A 16,875-nucleotide genomic window follows, 5' to 3' on the forward strand; every position below is an offset into this window, starting at 1 on the left:
GGCTTAAAATTTAAAGATATAGTTTATGGACGGAATCAAAACAAGCACGGAGGTCCGGGTAAGCTGTTTTTCTTCCGTGGCATTGGGGTCGTCATAGTCGGGGTCATTGAAATCTACCGTATAAATGAAAGGATTCTGTCTGGCATAGGCATTGTACAGGGAAAAGCTCCAGGTGCGTTCGCGCTCCTTCTTTTTCTTTTTATGAAATTGAAAAGCAAGGTCCAGCCTATGGCTCGTTTCTCCCCTAAAGTTATTGCGCTGGGTGGCAAAATCGTTAAGGCCGGCATTAAAGAAATTGGTGCGGCCTATGGGAAAGGCATTGTTGGGTTCCAGGCGTTGGAGGTTGGGCAAGGTGTAGTTGTTCCCTGTGGCCAAGACCCAGGTGGCAGAGAACGTAAATTTCTCCGTGGGCTTGTAAATGCCCACTACGGAAATGTCATGGCGTCTGTCATATCGGTCAAAAAATTTGTTGCCAAGGTTCAGTTCTTCAAACTGTCTTTCGGACCAGGAGAGGGTATAGCCTGCCCAGCCCGTTAACTTGCCCGTTTGTTTTCTAAAGAGGATTTCGGCCCCGTAGGCCCAACCGCGTCCGGCGGTAATGCTTTCTTCCCAGTCCAGATCCGCGCCGGATTCCAGGTTGTCCAAGGCCAAAAAGGATGCCCCTTCCTTGTAGGCGATGACATCGTCCAAGGTTTTGTAGTACCCTTCCACGGTCAGGGAGTAGTCCTTGTCAAAAAAATCCTTGGCCATACCTACGGCAAATTGCTGGGAACTTTGTGGTTTAACCTGGTCCGTGGAAGATACCCAAAGATCGGTGGGGAGGCCAATACCGGAACTGGACAACAGGTGTATGTATTGGTTCATGTTGGAGTATGATGCCTTGAGGGCCAGATCGGGATTTAGGTTGTAGGCCAGGGAAAAACGGGCCTCGGGATTGAGATAGGTGGTGTTTTCGTAATTAAAATAGCTTAGCCGTGCGCCCGGTGAAAACCTCAGTTTGTCCGTAATCTTCCAATCATCCTCAACATATAGGGCCCCTTCAAGGGAATTGAGCTCTTGTGTCTTATCCACATCATCGGCAAAATCGTCCTTGATGAGCACCCGCTGTGGGGTAAACCTGTGGCGGGTGAGTTCCGCGCCAAAGCGCACGGTGTGTTTCGTATTGGGGTAGTAGTCAAAACTACTTTTAAGGGTCAGGTCGCTGATACCGGAACTGCTCTGGAAGGAATAGTTTTCTTCCCGATCGTCAAATCTATCCGTGTAACGATAGCCAATATTAAAATTATAGTTGCTAAAAATGGCTGAGGTGTTCACAAATAATTTGTCGTTGAACTGGTGGTTCCAGCGTAAGGTTGATGTAATATTGCCCCATCCCAGATCACTTTCCTCCTCGGTAAATTCATTGTCCAGAATGCTATAGAACTTGTCCCTACCGTAGTACGTGCTCCAATAGAGCTTGTCCTTGGGACTGAAGACATGGTGCACCTTAAAATTTAGATCGGCAAAATAATACCCGCCCTTGCCGGTTTCGCGATTTAAAAAAGGCTGGGCCAGAGCGTCTGCATAGGTGCGCCTAGCGCTGAGGATAAAAGACGTCTTTCCCTTGTTTATGGGGCCTTCCAACAGCAATGAAGAGGAAATGAGACCAACGTTCACCTTGCCCGACAGTTTTTCCTTGTTGCCGTCCTTCATATCTATTTTTATGACCGATGAAAGTCTGCCGCCAAAACGTGCCGGAAAACCGCCCTTGTAGGCTTCGACCGATTTAATGGCGTCCCCGTTGAACACAGAGAAGAAGCCGAACAGGTGATTGGCATTGTACACCACCGCATCGTCCAAAATAATCAGGTTTTGATCGGGCGTGCCCCCGCGGACAAAAAATCCCGCACTACCTTCGGTGCCGCCCTGTATGCCCGGAAGCAGTTGCAGGGTCTTGAGCACATCCTTTTCTCCCAAGAGTGCGGGTACATCCTGCACTACGGAAGGGTTCAGTTTAACGGTGCTCATTTGCGTTACCTTGCTTTCCTTGATTTTCTCGTCCGCACGCACCACCACCTCGTTCAAGGACTCGGCAGCTTCTGCCAATTCCAGTTGCAGCGCCATGTCCCTATCAAGCGTTATGGTCTCCACGCGGATTGCGTACCCCATATAGGAAACATGCACCTCATGCCTTCCCGCGGGCAGGGAAAGGGAAAAGAAACCATAATCATTGGTAACGGTCCCCAGTTGAAGCTCTGGAACATAGACAGAAACGCCAAGCAGGTTCTCGCCACTCCCAGCCTCCGTTACATACCCGCTAATGGTAAACCGCTCATTGGACTGCCATATCCTTAAAACACCCGTCTTGTCAAGTTCACCATGCACCTCGGTAGGAAGATGTCCCAGGTTTGCGGTACTTGGCCTATTGTTGGCATTTCCCAAAAGGCCCAAGCCCAAAACAAGTAGTGTGCAATAATGTTGTGATTTCAAAAGAAGTCTTTGGTTTGGTCGCTTCTGGTGTTCTTCACCTTTACTGGTAAACGAAGAACACGATCTTTAAGTATCCAACATTTTTTGTTGGGATGGAAAGGCTGGTTCCTTCACCTTTTCGTGAACACCGTTGTCCTCATTAATAGCCGAAAGAAACGCCAATTTTAAAAACGGGCTTGTTAACGAAACGGTAAAAAAAAGGTTGCCCACTAGATGTACGTTGATGTTTATGGGTTGATTTCCTTTGTGCCAAATATTAAAAAAAACAGAAGCCACAGGATTCTCAAGGGGGTTTAGGCCTCCTTGTGGAGTGCCTTCTTGGCCACGCATTGCCCCGATGATGTTTGATGCCTTTACGGTGAACTCACTTTTTTTAGCGCCCGTGTCCATATTGCCCTATCCGAGGCCAGGGGCCCAGGGTGGCATTTCCCGAGCCCAAGGGATATGGTGGATGCCCCAGACCCCGGGAAAACCTCATATCCAAGGCCAGTAGGGCTTTGGTCTATTTGTTCTGTATGGAGACGCGGTGCCCATTGCACATCTTTGGCAACCACCAAAAGAGATGGTCTTGGGTGTCCGGGCCAAATGGAGCGCCAAAAAACACCGGCACCCAAGATGGTGGTTACGCAGTTGCCTTTCCCCCTTTCCCCGTCTTGTTAAAAACCTGTTGGAATTAACCCTAAAGAACCGACCCTCAATTTTGGGTTTTTCCTATTTTTGCCCATGCAAAACAACGTACTCATCTTGGATTTTGGTTCGCAGTACACCCAACTCATAGCCCGCAGGGTGCGCGAACTCAACATTTTCTGCGAAATAAAACCCTATAACAAGGTGCCCAAAGACCTGGGGCCCTACAAGGCCGTGATCCTTTCCGGGTCCCCATTTTCCGTAAGGGCGGAAGACGCCCCGCATCCGGACCTTTCCGGCATCAGGGGCAAAAAGCCCCTTTTGGGCATTTGCTATGGTGCGCAGTACCTGGCCCACTTCATCGGTGGCAGTGTGGAAAAGTCCAACACCCGCGAATACGGCAGGGCCAATCTCTCTTCCGTGAAGAACGATCACCCTTTTTTCAAGGACATCAATGTGGGCAGCCAGGTCTGGATGAGCCATGCGGACACCATCAAGGCCCTTCCGGAGCACAGCACCCTGCTGGCCAGCACCCATGACGTGGAAATTGCCGCCTTTCAGTTTCACGGGGAAGAGACCTACGGCATCCAGTTCCATCCAGAGGTGTACCACAGCACCGATGGCAAGCAGCTGTTGGAGAATTTCCTGGTGCACATTGCCGGTGTGGCCCAAACCTGGACCCCGGCCGCCTTTGTGGAAGACACCGTGGCCGAACTCAAGTCCAAAATAGGGAAGGAAAAAGTGATCTTGGGACTTTCCGGGGGAGTGGACTCCACCGTGGCGGCGGTCTTGTTGCACAAGGCCATAGGGAAGCAGCTGCATTGCATCTTTGTGAACAACGGGCTGCTGCGCAAAAATGAATTTGAGGAAGTACTGCACCAATACGAGGGCATGGGACTCAATGTAAAGGGGGTAAACGCTTCGGCACGCTTTTTGGACGCCTTGGCCGGGGAGAGCGACCCCGAGACCAAGCGCAAGATCATTGGCCGGGTGTTCATAGAGGTGTTTGATGATGAGGCCCACCTGGTGGAGGATGCCAAATGGCTGGCCCAAGGAACCATTTACCCCGATGTGATCGAGTCGGTCTCCGGTACCGGCGGACCATCGGCCACGATAAAGAGTCACCACAATGTGGGCGGACTCCCGGATTTTATGAAGTTAAAAGTGGTGGAACCCTTAAAAATGTTGTTCAAGGACGAAGTGCGCCGTGTGGGCAAGAGCATTGACGTGGGCGAGGAGCGCTTGGGACGGCACCCCTTCCCGGGTCCCGGTCTGGCCATTCGCATCCTGGGCGACATTACCCGTGAAAAGGTGGCCATTTTACAGGAAGTGGACCATATTTTTATCCAGGGGCTGCGAGACTGGGACCTGTACGATCAAGTCTGGCAGGCCGGAGCCATGCTGCTGCCGGTGGACAGTGTAGGGGTAATGGGGGATGAGCGTACCTATGAAAAATGCGTGGCCCTAAGGGCGGTGGAAAGCACCGATGGGATGACGGCAGATTGGGTAAATCTGCCCTATGCCTTTTTACAGAAAGTCTCCAATGACATCATCAATAAAGTCCCTGGGGTAAATCGTGTCGTATATGATATAAGTTCCAAACCGCCGGCCACCATAGAATGGGAGTAAAGGGGCCGGGTAGGGCCCTGGCCAAAGCGCCACGGCATTTCCTCCCTTACCTTATGTAAAACAGTACAGATGCATCAAATGCTAAAAAAAACAGTTCTTCTCTTTGCCTTGTTGGCCTTTGGTCTTGGGGTCAGGGCCCAGAAATTCAAGACCCATGCCGTGAAATCTGGCGAGACCTTAACGGGCATCTCAAAACAGTACGGGGTCAGCAAGGCGGCCATACTCAAATACAACAAGGAGATAGGGGAGAACGCCCCCTTGAAGGCCAATACCATCCTGGTGATCCCAGAAGCCACGAACAGCACCAATGCAGCGGTACAGGCCACAAAGGAAAGGGTGGATCGCCTGATCAGCAGTGTGATCAACGATTCCGTGGTGCCACGGAAACCGGTGGGCTTTTTGACCCATAAGGTAAAAAAGAGGGAGACCATATACGGTATTGCCCAGCGCTACAAGATTACGGAAGATGAACTAAAAAAGGCCAACCCCGTGCTCTATGCCACACCTTTGGGCAGGAAAATGGAGCTGCGGATCCCAAAATATGAGGTGCCGCAGCCCGAACTTGTGGAAAATGCCATAGATCCCGAGGATTATGAAAAATACACCGTGGCCCCAAAGGAAACGCGTTGGAGCATTGCCCATAAATACGGTATCTCCTTGGACAGTATGATTACCTTGAACCCTGACTTGGCCAAGACGGGCAGCTATCTGGCCGAGGGGCAGGTGCTTTTACTGCCCAAAATTGCGGGCAGCAGCGTAGGGGATCAGCAGACCCAATTGTACACTTCGTACACCGTACCGGCCAAAATGAACTTTTACCGCTTGGAAAAGGAATTTGGCGTGGCCAGCGACGAGATCATTAGGCTCAATCCCGAAATCACGGAACTCGGGGGGCTCAAGGAGGGAATGGTGATCCGCATTCCCGAAAAAAAGACCGGTACGGGAGAGATCAATACGGAAAACTACCTCTTTTACGAAGTAAAGCCCAAACAGAACGAGTTTAGGCTCACCCGCAAATTTGGGCTCTCCTGGCGGGAGTTGGTGGCCCTGAACCCAGAGCTCAAAGACGGCCTAAAGGCGGGAATGGTCCTGAAATTGCCCAAGGGCCAGGTGGGCGATTTTGAAGTGAGGAATTCACTCATTTTGGACAAAATAAGCCTCTTGGACAGTATAAACGTGCAAAACAGGCCCAAAGTGCTGTTCATGCTCCCCTTTCGTTTGAACCTATTGGACATGGCCAACAAGACATCCGTGGCCAGCACCATCAACCGGAGAAGGAGCCTCCAGTTTAGCCTAGGGGTGTACTCCGGGGCGCTGGTGGCCCTGGATTCCATAAAGTCCCTGGGGGTCAGTGTGGACGTAAAAGTGTTGGACAATGAGCTCAGTCTGGAGCGGACCAAGGCCCTGCTCGCGGCCGAAAAGCTATGGGACTACCATGCCGTGGTGGGCCCGGTAGATGCCAATTCCCTGAAAGAAGTTTCCGTACAGGCGGCACGGCACAAGGTGCCCGTACTGTCCCCTGGCTCTGCCCAAAGCAACATTAGCCTTGGCAATGTGTTCTTCAGTTATACCGCGGCACCGGTGCTAAGGGAGCGCATGCTGGCCTACGTGGAGGCGCAGCGCGAGGAACAGAACGTGTTGATCATTGCAGACGGCGAGCACAACGACGTGGCGGCAGAGATCATGGCCAAATTCCCGGACGCCAAGCGCATTTCGGTCAAGGAAGAGGACAAGAACATAGGCATCAACAGGGACAAGTTGGCCGCCATGCTTTCCAAGGACCATGAAAACTGGGTCTTTGTGGAAACGGAGAACTTTCAATTGATATCCAGTGTGGTGTCCATTCTAAACGCCTTTCATGACACTGCCCTGGACGTGGAAAAGAACCCCCAAGGGGAGAAGATCCAGGTGCGGATGTTCACCACGGACAAGAACGATTCCTTTGAGAACGACATTCTCTCGGCCACCCATCTGTCCAACCTCAATTTTACCTATCCCTCTGTGTTCAGGGAGGTGCCCAACAACAGTTTTGTAAAACGCTACCAAAAACGCTTTGGCAGCGAGCCCGATCGGTACGCCGTTTGGGGCTTTGACCTGACCATGGACCTCTTGCTGAAGCTGGCCTACAAAAACGACCTTATGGCCGTGAACCGCACCATTGGGGCCACGGAGTACAACGGATCTCGCTTCAACTATGAGAAAGATACCACCTCCGGCTATTTCAACACCGCGGCCTACATCATGGCCTATGAGAACATGCGCATAAAACAACTGGATTGATCATGACGGCAAAAGTAACCTATACCGGAAACTTGCGCACCCAGTGCGTACATTTGAAATCGGGCGACAGCTTTGTCACGGATGCCCCCACGGACAACAATGGCTTGGGAGAGGCCTTCTCCCCAACGGACACCGTGGCCACCGGCCTGGCCAGTTGCATGCTCACCATGATGGGCATCAAGGCACGGGACCTGGGCGTGGACCTGGAGGGTGCCACGGCAGAGGTCACCAAGCACATGGCCTCCAATCCCCGGCGCATCTCCAAAATAGAAGTGGCCCTTCAGCTACCCGCCGGCGTGTCTGAAAAACATAGAAAAATGTTGGTGCACACGGCAGATACCTGTCCGGTGCACTACAGCCTACATCCGGAGATTGAGAAAGCGATCACCTATAATTGGGTACAGTAATGGGCCTTGGTTGTCCCATTCCATATGGGGCCATCAGATAGGCTCCCTCAACTATGATCTGAGAATACGCACTTGTCTTGGGACATTCCACCCGAGAAAAAACTGGCAGTTCTCAGGTCATAACGCTTAATTGGAGGCCTTCTCCCGGAGTTCCTTTCTTACACTGGAAAACAAACCGGACAGAATGATCACTGCCGTGGAAACCATAATAAACGCACCATTTCCTTCTTGGAAGAGGAGAACACTTCCAATGACCCACAGGCCAATGGAAAGAAAGGCCTTTAGTTTTAAGGTGAAGGATAGCTTTGTCATGTCTCGTGCACTGTTACGCTTCCAATCGCGTTTTTGTTTCTTGTGTCTTGATTCTTGCATCTAATTCTCGATTTTTTTCCATCCCAGTCCAACGTCCCACCGGCGCCCAAGGACGCGCCCTAAGCTTTGGCGAACCGATCCCCCTACACGTCACAAATGGTGACCCCTTGTTTCAGGGCATCCAATTTGTTGTCCCAACTGGGTATGAACTCCTGGGCCACGTGGCCGGTGTATCCGGTGTCCAGAATGGCCTTCATGATGGCCGGGTAATAGAGCTCCTGGGTCTCATCGATCTCGTTCCGGCCCGGGTTGCCCCCGGTATGGTAGTGGCCGTAATAGGCGTGGTAGTCTTGAATGTGGCGAATCACATCGCCCTCCATGATCTGCATATGGTAAATATCATACAACAACTTAAAATTCTCGGAACCAATGGTATCGCAAAGCGAAACGCCCCATTGCGTGTTATCGCACATATAATCCTTGTGATCTACCCTACTGTTCAGCAGTTCCATCTGCAGTACCACTCCGTATTCCTCTGCCATGGGCATCAACTCCTTTAAGCCCTTGGCACAGTTTCTAAGGCCCACCAGATCGTCCATTCCGTTTCTGTTGCCGCTAAAGCAGATCAAGTTTTTGTAACCGCCCGCGGCCACTAGGGGAATGACCCGTTGGTAGTCTTCAATGAGCTCTTTGTGCAGTTTGGGATCGTTCCAGCCCTGCTCAATGCCCTTTCCGGCGCCCCAGCACATGGACGCGTGGATGTTGTATTTTTTCAATAGGGGAAACTGTTCGGCATCGACCAAATCAATGGCCCGGATGTCGAGCCGGTTCAAGGCCTGCAAAAATTCCTCAAATGGAATGGTGTTATAGCACCAATAACAGACACTATGATTAATATTGTGCTTTAGTTTGGTCACGGGGGCCAAATTGGTTTCCTGGGCACGGAGTCCGGTGGTGGCCATGAGCCCCACGGCCGCCGCAGAGGAGGCACCGATAAAATTGCGTCTTTTCATCTGTTCGTTTTTATTGTTTTTACCCATCAGACCTCCCCGTTCCGGCTGGGGCGGGCGTAATTGGCCAATAACCATCCCGGTTGGCATCAAGACGTGTCATGGCGCATTTCAGTGGGGGCGATGTTCGCTTGGACGCTAAAGATAGATTTTTTTTGATTACCATGAAGATAGAACCCAACAAGCAACATTTAATTGAGCTGGCCCATTACCGCATGCCCTTTGGCAAATACAAGGGAAAGTACCTCTTGTACCTGCCAGAGGCCTATTTGGTCTGGTTTCAACGGCAAGGGTTCCCGGAGGGAAAACTGGGATTCATGCTGCGCTCCATGCTGGAGATCAAAGTGAACGAACTGGAAGCGCTGCTGAGAACCATACAAAAAGATTTTCCGCGTTGAGCGGTTCCTTTTCCCATCTCAATTTGTACCTTTGGCTCCCGTAATTAAGAAAATGACGTATGGCACAGACCAAATATATCTTCGTTACGGGCGGGGTTACCTCTTCCTTGGGAAAGGGCATCATTGCGGCCTCCCTGGCAAAATTGCTTCAAGCCCGGGGCTACAAGACCACCATCCAAAAACTGGATCCCTACATCAATGTTGATCCCGGCACTCTGAACCCCTATGAGCACGGAGAGTGTTATGTGACCGATGATGGAGCCGAGACCGATCTGGACCTTGGCCATTACGAGCGCTTTCTAAACGTTAAGACCTCCCAGGCCAACAACGTCACCACCGGCAGGATCTACCAAAGTGTCATAGAAAAAGAGCGCCGTGGCGAATTTTTGGGCAAGACCGTACAAGTGGTGCCACACATTACCAACGAGATCAAGGAACGGGTACAGCTCTTGGGCAAAAGTGGGGAATACGATATGGTGATCACCGAGATCGGCGGTACGGTGGGCGATATTGAATCCCTGCCCTACATAGAGTCCGTTAGGCAATTGCTCTGGGAACTGGGAGACAACAATGCGGTGGTGATCCACCTTACCTTGGTGCCCTACCTGTCTGCCGCAGGGGAACTGAAGACAAAGCCCACCCAGCATTCCGTAAAGACCTTGATGGAAAGCGGTATCAAGGCCGATATCCTGGTCTGCCGCACCGAGCACGAAATCTCGGACGAGATCAAGGCCAAACTGGCCCTTTTCTGCAATGTGAAACGGGAAGCGGTGATCCAGAGCATAGATGCCAGCACCATTTACGATGTGCCCATGCTGATGCAGGAAGAAGGACTGGACACCGTTACCCTGCAAAAACTGGCGATGCCCGATGTCAAGGACCCGGATTTGACCCAGTGGAAAGAATTTCTGAGCCGGCACAAAAACCCAAAGAACGAGGTCACCATTGGTCTTGTGGGGAAATATGTGGAACTGCAGGACTCCTATAAATCGATCTTGGAATCCTTCATCCATGCGGGGGCGGCCAATGAGGTGCGGGTGCGGATCCGCTCCATTCACAGTGAGTTCATCAACAAGGCCAATTTTGAGTCCACCCTCAGCGGATTGGACGGCATCTTGGTGGCGCCCGGTTTTGGTGAGCGCGGCATAGAGGGCAAGGTCATGGCCGTACAATACGCCCGCGAAAAGCACATTCCCTTCTTGGGCATTTGCCTGGGCATGCAGATGGCGGTCATTGAGTACGCGCGGAACGTGATGCAGCTGCCCAAGGCCAACTCCACGGAAATGGATGCGCATACCGCCCACCCGGTGATCAGTTTAATGGAAGAGCAAAAATCCGTGACCAACAAAGGGGGCACCATGCGCCTGGGCGCCTGGGAATGCCGTTTAACCGACAACAGTTTGGTGAGCACCGTCTATGGCGGTGCCCAGACCATCTCGGAACGGCACCGGCACCGCTACGAGTTTAACAACGCCTATAAAAAAGATATGGAAGCGGCCGGGCTCAAGGCCACGGGCACCAATGAGGAGACCGGGCTGGTGGAAATCGTGGAACTGCCCACCCATCCGTGGTTCATTGGCGTGCAATACCACCCGGAGTACAAAAGCACGGTGGCCAGTCCGCACCCCTTGTTCGTGGGCTTTGTAAAAGCGGCCCTTGCCCACAAAACCGGACAATCTCATGCCAGTATGGCATAAACTCCGCTTTTGGGCATATATTTGCGTTGGCAAAATGCAAAACACCAAAGTTTTAAGCGTATTTAGATGGAAGAGAAGAAAATGGATGTGAATTCAATCATTGGCTTTGTGCTGATTTTTGCCATTCTCATTTTTATGTTTTACCAAAACAGGCCCACTCCCGAGGAGCTGGAGGCCCAAAAGGCGCAACAGGAGCAAGTGGAGGCCCAGGAGGCCCGGGAAGCAGGGGCCTCCCTGCCCCAGGTCACCGAAAGCGAAGCCGCCACCCTGAACCTCAACGACTCCACCGCCGTGGCCCAGTACCAAAGTCAGATCGGGGCTTTTGGCTTTACGGCACCCCAAACCGGGGAGACGGTTTTGGAGAACGACCTCATCTATCTCAGGGTGAGCCACAAGGGAGGGCAGATCGTGGAAGCCAAAATGAAGAATTTTGTGACCCACGATTCGGTTCCCGTTTACTTGATCAAGGACGGAAACGCCAGTTTTGGCATTGATTTTTCCACCACGGACAATAGGGTGCTCAATACCACCGATCTCTTTTTTGAGCCCACCCTGAGCACCTCCAATGGCAACCAAGTCCTTTCCCTGAAGGCCAAAGCGGCCAACAACCAGTTCTTGGAATACCGCTATGAAATGGCGCCGGACGACTATATGTTGGACTTTTCCATACGTACCCAAGGTCTGGACCGGGTGATCAATGCGGAAAAACCAATGGTGCTGCAATGGAAGTTGAAGGGCATACGCCAATCCAAGAGCATTGAGTACGAAAACCGGTACACCCGCCTCACCTACATGCACGAAGGGGACAAGCTGAGCAAGCTGTCCGAGGGCAGCGACGACGAAGAGGTGGAGCAGGATCTGAAATGGATCTCTTACCGCCAGCACTTTTTCAGTACCATCTTGGCTGCGGACGAGCCCTTTGAATCCGGCACCCTCACCTCCCAAAACCTGGTGGAGGAAGAGAGCCGCACCTTTGGCTTTACCAAGGCCTATGCCAGTAGTTTGCCCCTGGAGTTCACGGGAGGGGCCCTCAACAAAAACCTGCAATGGTACTTTGGCCCCACGGATGTCAAGGTACTTTCAAAGTACGAAGACCTGCAACTGGCCGATTCCATTCCTTTTGGATGGGGCATTTTTGGCTGGATCAACCGCTACATTTTTACCCCTTTCTATTCCTTTTTGGGGGGAATGCTGCCCGCGGGCATCGCCATTATCATCATGACCATATTGGTGCGTTTGGCCATGTCCCCGGTCACCTACAAGTCTTACCTGTCCCAGGCAAAGATGAAGGTGCTGAAACCAGAAATTACCGAATTGGGCGAAAAGTACAAGGACAACGCGATGAAAAAGCAGCAAGAGACCATGAAACTGTACGGTAAGGCAGGGGTGAGCCCTATGAGCGGGTGCATCCCGGCCCTGTTGCAGGCGCCTATTTTCTATGCCCTGTTCATGTTCTTCCCCACCTCCTTTGCGCTGCGCCAAAAATCGTTCTTGTGGGCAGATGACCTTTCTTCCTTTGACACCATTTATCAATTTCCGGAAGGCTTTTCCATCCCGATCTATGGAGACCATGTGAGCCTGTTCCCCATTTTGGCCTCCATTGCCATTTTCTTTTATATGATGATGACCACCGGACAGAACATGCCCCAGCAACCGGGAATGCCCAATATGAAGTTCATCATGTACCTGATGCCCTTCATGATGCTGTTCTTCTTCAACAACTACGCCAGTGGACTGAGTCTGTACTACTTTATCTCCAACCTGATCACCATTGGCATCATGCTGGTGATCAAGAACTTTATTTTGGACAACGACAAGATACACGCCCAGATACAGGAAAACAAAAAGAAGCCCAAGAAGGAAAACAAGTTTCAGCGCAAGATGCGCGAGATGATGGAACAGGCCGAAGAGCAGAAAAAATTGGGCAAAAAATAGCGGCCTTTCTTTATCAAAAGGCACATGTGCCCTGTTTTCCATAAGGAAACCCTTCGGGACGGGCTGCCAAAAAACCCTTGACCATACGGCCGGTCAAGGGTTTTTTGGCACCCTGGGCCCCCTGGATGCAAGGCGACCAACATACGCTTTGCCCACCGATATCTTAGAAAGCGCCCCATCCCTTCGATGCCGGCCGGTGGCGCTGTGCCCCCGAATCCCTTTACAGACAAGGACAAGGTACCGCTGCCAACAGCACTTGCAAAAATAGGCCTTTGTCTGCCCAGGAGTTCTTTCCCTTCGCCAAGAAGGGCAGGGCCAAGGAATGCCATGTTTCTTGATTTGCGCTCTATTGTTTGGGATGATTGGGTCATTACCATAAAAAAAAAGCCCCTGAAAAATTCAGGGGCTTTGCCAAGGGCCTAGGTCGGGTTTAATAAGATTTGGGTCGGTAAAGATGCACCATACTTCCCAAGAAATAAAAACTTCGTTGTAAAAGCATCTCAAGTTGTAGGCAAGGCATCCTTATTTGATGTTTGGAAAGGGCAAAAAGACAAAACCCCAAAGGAAATGTTTCCTTCGGGGCTCTGAATTAAACCAACCAACCAAAATCACATTAGTGGGAGGGCGGGTTGAGCAAGTCAACCACTTCTTGTGGCAGCAACACCTTGTCCACAACGTGAACAATGCCGTTGCTGGCCATAACATCTGCAATGGCCACATTGGCGTCCGTATCAGACTTGTCCCGGATGCTAACACCGTGGTTCACAATGGCAGTAATGGTCTCGTGCCCATTTTGCGTTTCTATGACCTGATGGTTCTTCAAGTCCGTTGAAGCTACGGCCGCACCGGCTACCACGTGGTATTTAAGTACCCTTGCCAAAAGCGCCTTCTCGGCAGCGGTATCAAAATCGTCTAGGCTATGGAACCCAAGAGCGGTCAAAAGATCGGCGAAGGCATCGTTGGTGGGCGCAAATACGGTGAAAGGACCGTCGCCACTCAACACATCCACCAAACCGGCGTCTGCCTGTACCAAAGCGGCCACCAAGGAGCTAAGGGCATCCGTGGCCTGGGCAGTCTCCACGATATTGGGCAGTGGGGGGTTCAATGCATCCAAGGCAGATTGTGGCAACAATACCTTGTTGATCACGTGTACCACACCATTGCTCGCCTCCACATCGGCAATGGCCACCATCGCGTTGTCATGGGTGGCATCTATGATGTGCACCGTACCATTGCTAATGTTTATGCCCACATTTTCGCCCTGTAGGGTGGCAATGTGCTGCCCGGAGCTCAAGTCCGAGGAAAAGGCGGCCACACCGCTAACCACGTGGTAGGTAAGCACATCCACCAACAGTGCTTTTTCCTCAGCCGTATCAAAATCGGCCAGACTGTGGTAATCGTCACCCAAGAAATCCAAGAGGGCCACAAAGGCAGCATTGGTTGGGGCAAAGACCGTAAAGGGCCCGTCTCCGTTCAAGGCTTCCACAAGACCGGCATTGGCTTGGGTCAAGGCCTCTACCAAAAGGCTAAGGTCATCGGTTTCCACTGCAATCTCCACAATGGTCTTGAGGCTCATCGCGGCCAGGGCATCCAATGCGGATTGTGGCAACAACACTTTGTTGATCACGTGTACCACACCGTTGCTGGCGGCCACGTCTGCCATTACCACGGCGGCATTGTCATCCGTGGCATCGTCCACGTGAACAGTGCCATTGGTAATGTTAATGCCCACGTTCTCACCCTGGAGGGTGGCAATGTGCTGTCCTGAGCTCAGATCCGTGGAGAAGGCAGCTACATCTTTAACCACATGGTAGGTGAGGATATCCACTAGTAGGGCTTTTTCCTCGGCCGTATCAAAATCGGCCACACTGTTGTAATCATCGCCCAAGACGCCCAATAAAGCTACAAAAGCAGCGTTGGTGGGAGCAAAGACGGTAAATGGTCCCTCACCATTCAAGGCTTCCACAAGACCGGCATTGGCCTGGGTCAGGGCCTCTACCAAAAGGCTTAGGTCATCGGTTTCCACAGCAATCTCCACAATGGTCTTGAGGCTCATGGCGGCAAGGGCATCCAAAGCGGATTGTGGCAACAATACCTTGTCAATGATGTGCACCACACCATTGCTGGCAGCAACATCGGCGGCAACAACAGTGGCCTTGGCATCGGTGGCATCGGATATTTTCACCTTTCCATCGGCAAGGGTGATGCCCACAGCTTCTTTTTGGAAGGTCTCAATGGACTGGCCATCACTCAGATCAGTGGAGAATGCAGCGGCTCCTGCCACTACGTGATAGGTAAGTACATCTACCAAAAGGGCTTTTTCCTCGGCCGTATCAAAATCGGAAAGACTGTTGAAATCGTCTCCCAAAGTATCCAAAAGGGCAGCAAAGGCGGCGTTGGTGGGCGCAAATACGGTAAAGGGACCTTCACCTTGTAGGGTCTCCACCAAACCGGCGTCGGCCTGTACCAGGGCATCCACCAACAAACTCAGATCGTCCGTGGCAATAGCGGTGTCCACAATGGTCTTGAGAGAAAGTCCGGCCACGAAATCCACGGCACTCTGCGGCAGCAACACCTTATCAATGGTATGTGCCACACCGTTGGAGGCCATAATGTCCGTGCCCGTGATGTTGGCATTTACCTCAGAGGCATCGCCGATCACAAAACCGTTCTCACCGGCAATGACCTCTACACTGTTTTCGGCCAACGCAGTGGCCACGCTACCTTCGGCCAAATCGGCGGCCAATACTTTTGCGGGTACCACGTGGTACAACAAAATATCTGTCAATAGGGCTATTTCCGCCGCTTCGTCAAAATCATCCAAACTATTGTAATCGTCCCCAAGAAGGTTCAACAAGGCCACAAAGGCATCATCGGTAGGGGCAAAGACGGTAAAGGGTCCTTCTCCGGAAAGGGTCTCGGCCAAACCGGCTTTTATCACGGCAGCCTCCAACAAGCTCAGGGCTTCGGTGGCCACCACAATTTCCACCAGGTTACCGGTTTCATTGTTCATATCGCCATTGTTCAGCGCATCTATGATCGCCTGGGGCAGCATTACCTTGTCAATAATGTGCACCACACCATTGCTCGCCTCCACATCGGCAATGACCACTTTGGCCTTCACCTCAGTGGCATCCTCCACAAAAACACCGCCATCAAGGTCGATCTCAACGGACTCTCCCTGTAGGGTGGCAATTTCTTGCTCATCGGTTAGATCGGTGGACTTTGCCGCCACACCGGATACGACGTGATAGGTAAGAATGGTCTTTAGCACATTGAGTTCCTCGTCGGTATCAAAATCAGACAGTTTATCAAAACCGTCCAACTGCTCCAAAAGGGCGGTAAACGCCGCATTGGTCGGTGCAAAGACGGTAAACGGGCCTTCCCCGCTCAGGGCGCCCACCAAATCGGTGTCCTCCAAATTGTCCGCAGCCGTCAGGGCGGCCACTAGGGAGGAAAGTGCCTCTTCCTTTACCGCCGTTTGAACAATATTGTCCTCCGGAACGGCCTTATCGGCCTCATTGTCGTTCTCTTTTTCGCACGACCATGCGAAGAGGGCCACGAACATTAGGGCGATTAAACTCTTAATTGATAGTTGTTTTTTCATAATACGTGTTTTTAGATGATTTGTTTAATAAATGGTTTAAAAAATGATACAATTAACGATTGGATTGAAAGTCTTGAATGATGTAAGATTTTACCTAATTTCTGTGTTTTATCTTCTTTTTCGCTATTTATCTTAATAAAAATGTAGAAAAAGCTTTGTTTTGGTTAATATAACTAATAGATGGGTGCTTCCACAAAAGGTTGCTTTTGTTTACTTTAATTTTGCAAAAGTTTAACAAAACAGATGCAATATAACGATGGGGCCCTCCAAAAACCCGATGAAATACCCTTCATTGGCCAGTAAATCCTGGGCTCCCATACCGTTGGCCCATGGAACATGCACCGATAAGCCCCCACTTTTGGAGTCCTGTTTCAAAATAAAACCGACCATGGCCACGCAAAACCTTATTTTCTTTTTACGAAGGACAAAAAGCCATTCCATTTCTTTCGCCGATGTATAAAAAGGGAAGGGGCAATGCATCTTGGGTGTGCCGGGCAACGAAGC

At 51.3% G+C, this 16,875-nt stretch carries 11 protein-coding genes; 6 read left to right on the forward strand and 5 right to left on the reverse strand.

The window, feature by feature from the left end:
- Positions 1-3: 3 nt before the first annotated feature.
- Both ACKWCC_RS00460 and ACKWCC_RS00465 read right to left on the reverse strand, forming a co-directional pair.
- Positions 4-2,469, reverse strand: coding sequence for a TonB-dependent receptor (locus tag ACKWCC_RS00460; RefSeq protein WP_413993913.1), 2,466 nt, complete (start codon positions 2,467-2,469; stop codon positions 4-6).
- A 66-nt stretch (positions 2,470-2,535) separates the two neighbouring features.
- On the reverse strand, positions 2,536-2,859 hold the full coding sequence (locus tag ACKWCC_RS00465) for a hypothetical protein (protein WP_413993914.1): 324 nt from the start codon (positions 2,857-2,859) through the stop codon (positions 2,536-2,538).
- Positions 2,860-3,192: 333 nt separating this feature from the next.
- On the opposite strand from ACKWCC_RS00465, the gene guaA reads away from it, so the two are divergent.
- From guaA to ACKWCC_RS00480, 3 genes are all read left to right on the forward strand, one after another.
- Positions 3,193-4,725 carry a glutamine-hydrolyzing GMP synthase gene (gene guaA / locus ACKWCC_RS00470; RefSeq protein WP_413993915.1) on the forward strand — a complete coding sequence of 511 codons (1,533 nt, stop codon included), beginning with the start codon at positions 3,193-3,195 and terminating at the stop codon, positions 4,723-4,725.
- Positions 4,726-4,794: 69 nt separating this feature from the next.
- Positions 4,795-7,005 (forward strand): LysM peptidoglycan-binding domain-containing protein, encoded by a 2,211-nt coding sequence (locus ACKWCC_RS00475; RefSeq protein ID WP_413993916.1) that lies wholly within the window; start codon positions 4,795-4,797, stop codon positions 7,003-7,005.
- Positions 7,006-7,007: 2 nt separating this feature from the next.
- Complete coding sequence (locus tag ACKWCC_RS00480; protein ID WP_413993917.1) at positions 7,008-7,412, forward strand: OsmC family protein; 405 nt, start codon at positions 7,008-7,010, stop codon at positions 7,410-7,412.
- Between the two features lie 126 nt (positions 7,413-7,538).
- Here the strand turns inward: ACKWCC_RS00480 and ACKWCC_RS00485 are convergent, their stop codons facing one another.
- Both ACKWCC_RS00485 and ACKWCC_RS00490 read right to left on the reverse strand, forming a co-directional pair.
- Complete coding sequence (locus tag ACKWCC_RS00485; protein ID WP_413993918.1) at positions 7,539-7,784, reverse strand: hypothetical protein; 246 nt, start codon at positions 7,782-7,784, stop codon at positions 7,539-7,541.
- A gap of 83 nt (positions 7,785-7,867) precedes the next feature.
- The gene (locus ACKWCC_RS00490) at positions 7,868-8,737 is read right to left on the reverse strand and encodes a hydroxypyruvate isomerase family protein (RefSeq protein ID WP_413993919.1); all 870 of its coding nucleotides are present in this window, start codon (positions 8,735-8,737) and stop codon (positions 7,868-7,870) included.
- 80 nt (positions 8,738-8,817) lie between these two features.
- On the opposite strand from ACKWCC_RS00490, the gene ACKWCC_RS00495 reads away from it, so the two are divergent.
- The 3 genes from ACKWCC_RS00495 to yidC all read left to right on the forward strand — a co-directional run bounded on the left by ACKWCC_RS00495 (position 8,818) and on the right by yidC (position 12,764).
- A complete protein-coding gene (locus ACKWCC_RS00495) occupies positions 8,818-9,132 on the forward strand; it encodes a DUF3820 family protein (RefSeq protein WP_413993920.1) in 315 nt (104 codons plus the stop codon).
- Positions 9,133-9,191: 59 nt separating this feature from the next.
- Entirely contained in the window at positions 9,192-10,829 is a 1,638-nt protein-coding gene (locus tag ACKWCC_RS00500; RefSeq protein ID WP_413993921.1) for a CTP synthase, read from the forward strand.
- A gap of 66 nt (positions 10,830-10,895) precedes the next feature.
- Entirely contained in the window at positions 10,896-12,764 is a 1,869-nt protein-coding gene (gene yidC, locus ACKWCC_RS00505) for a membrane protein insertase YidC (protein WP_413993922.1), read from the forward strand.
- Between the two features lie 613 nt (positions 12,765-13,377).
- On the opposite strand, the gene ACKWCC_RS00510 is transcribed toward yidC, so the two are convergent.
- Positions 13,378-16,371 (reverse strand): fasciclin domain-containing protein, encoded by a 2,994-nt coding sequence (locus ACKWCC_RS00510; RefSeq protein ID WP_413993923.1) that lies wholly within the window; start codon positions 16,369-16,371, stop codon positions 13,378-13,380.
- Positions 16,372-16,875: the final 504 nt, after the last annotated feature.

The sequence above is a fragment of the Maribacter aquimarinus genome, assembly GCF_047345505.1.
In the GTDB taxonomy this organism is placed as follows: Bacteria; Bacteroidota; Bacteroidia; order Flavobacteriales; family Flavobacteriaceae; genus Maribacter.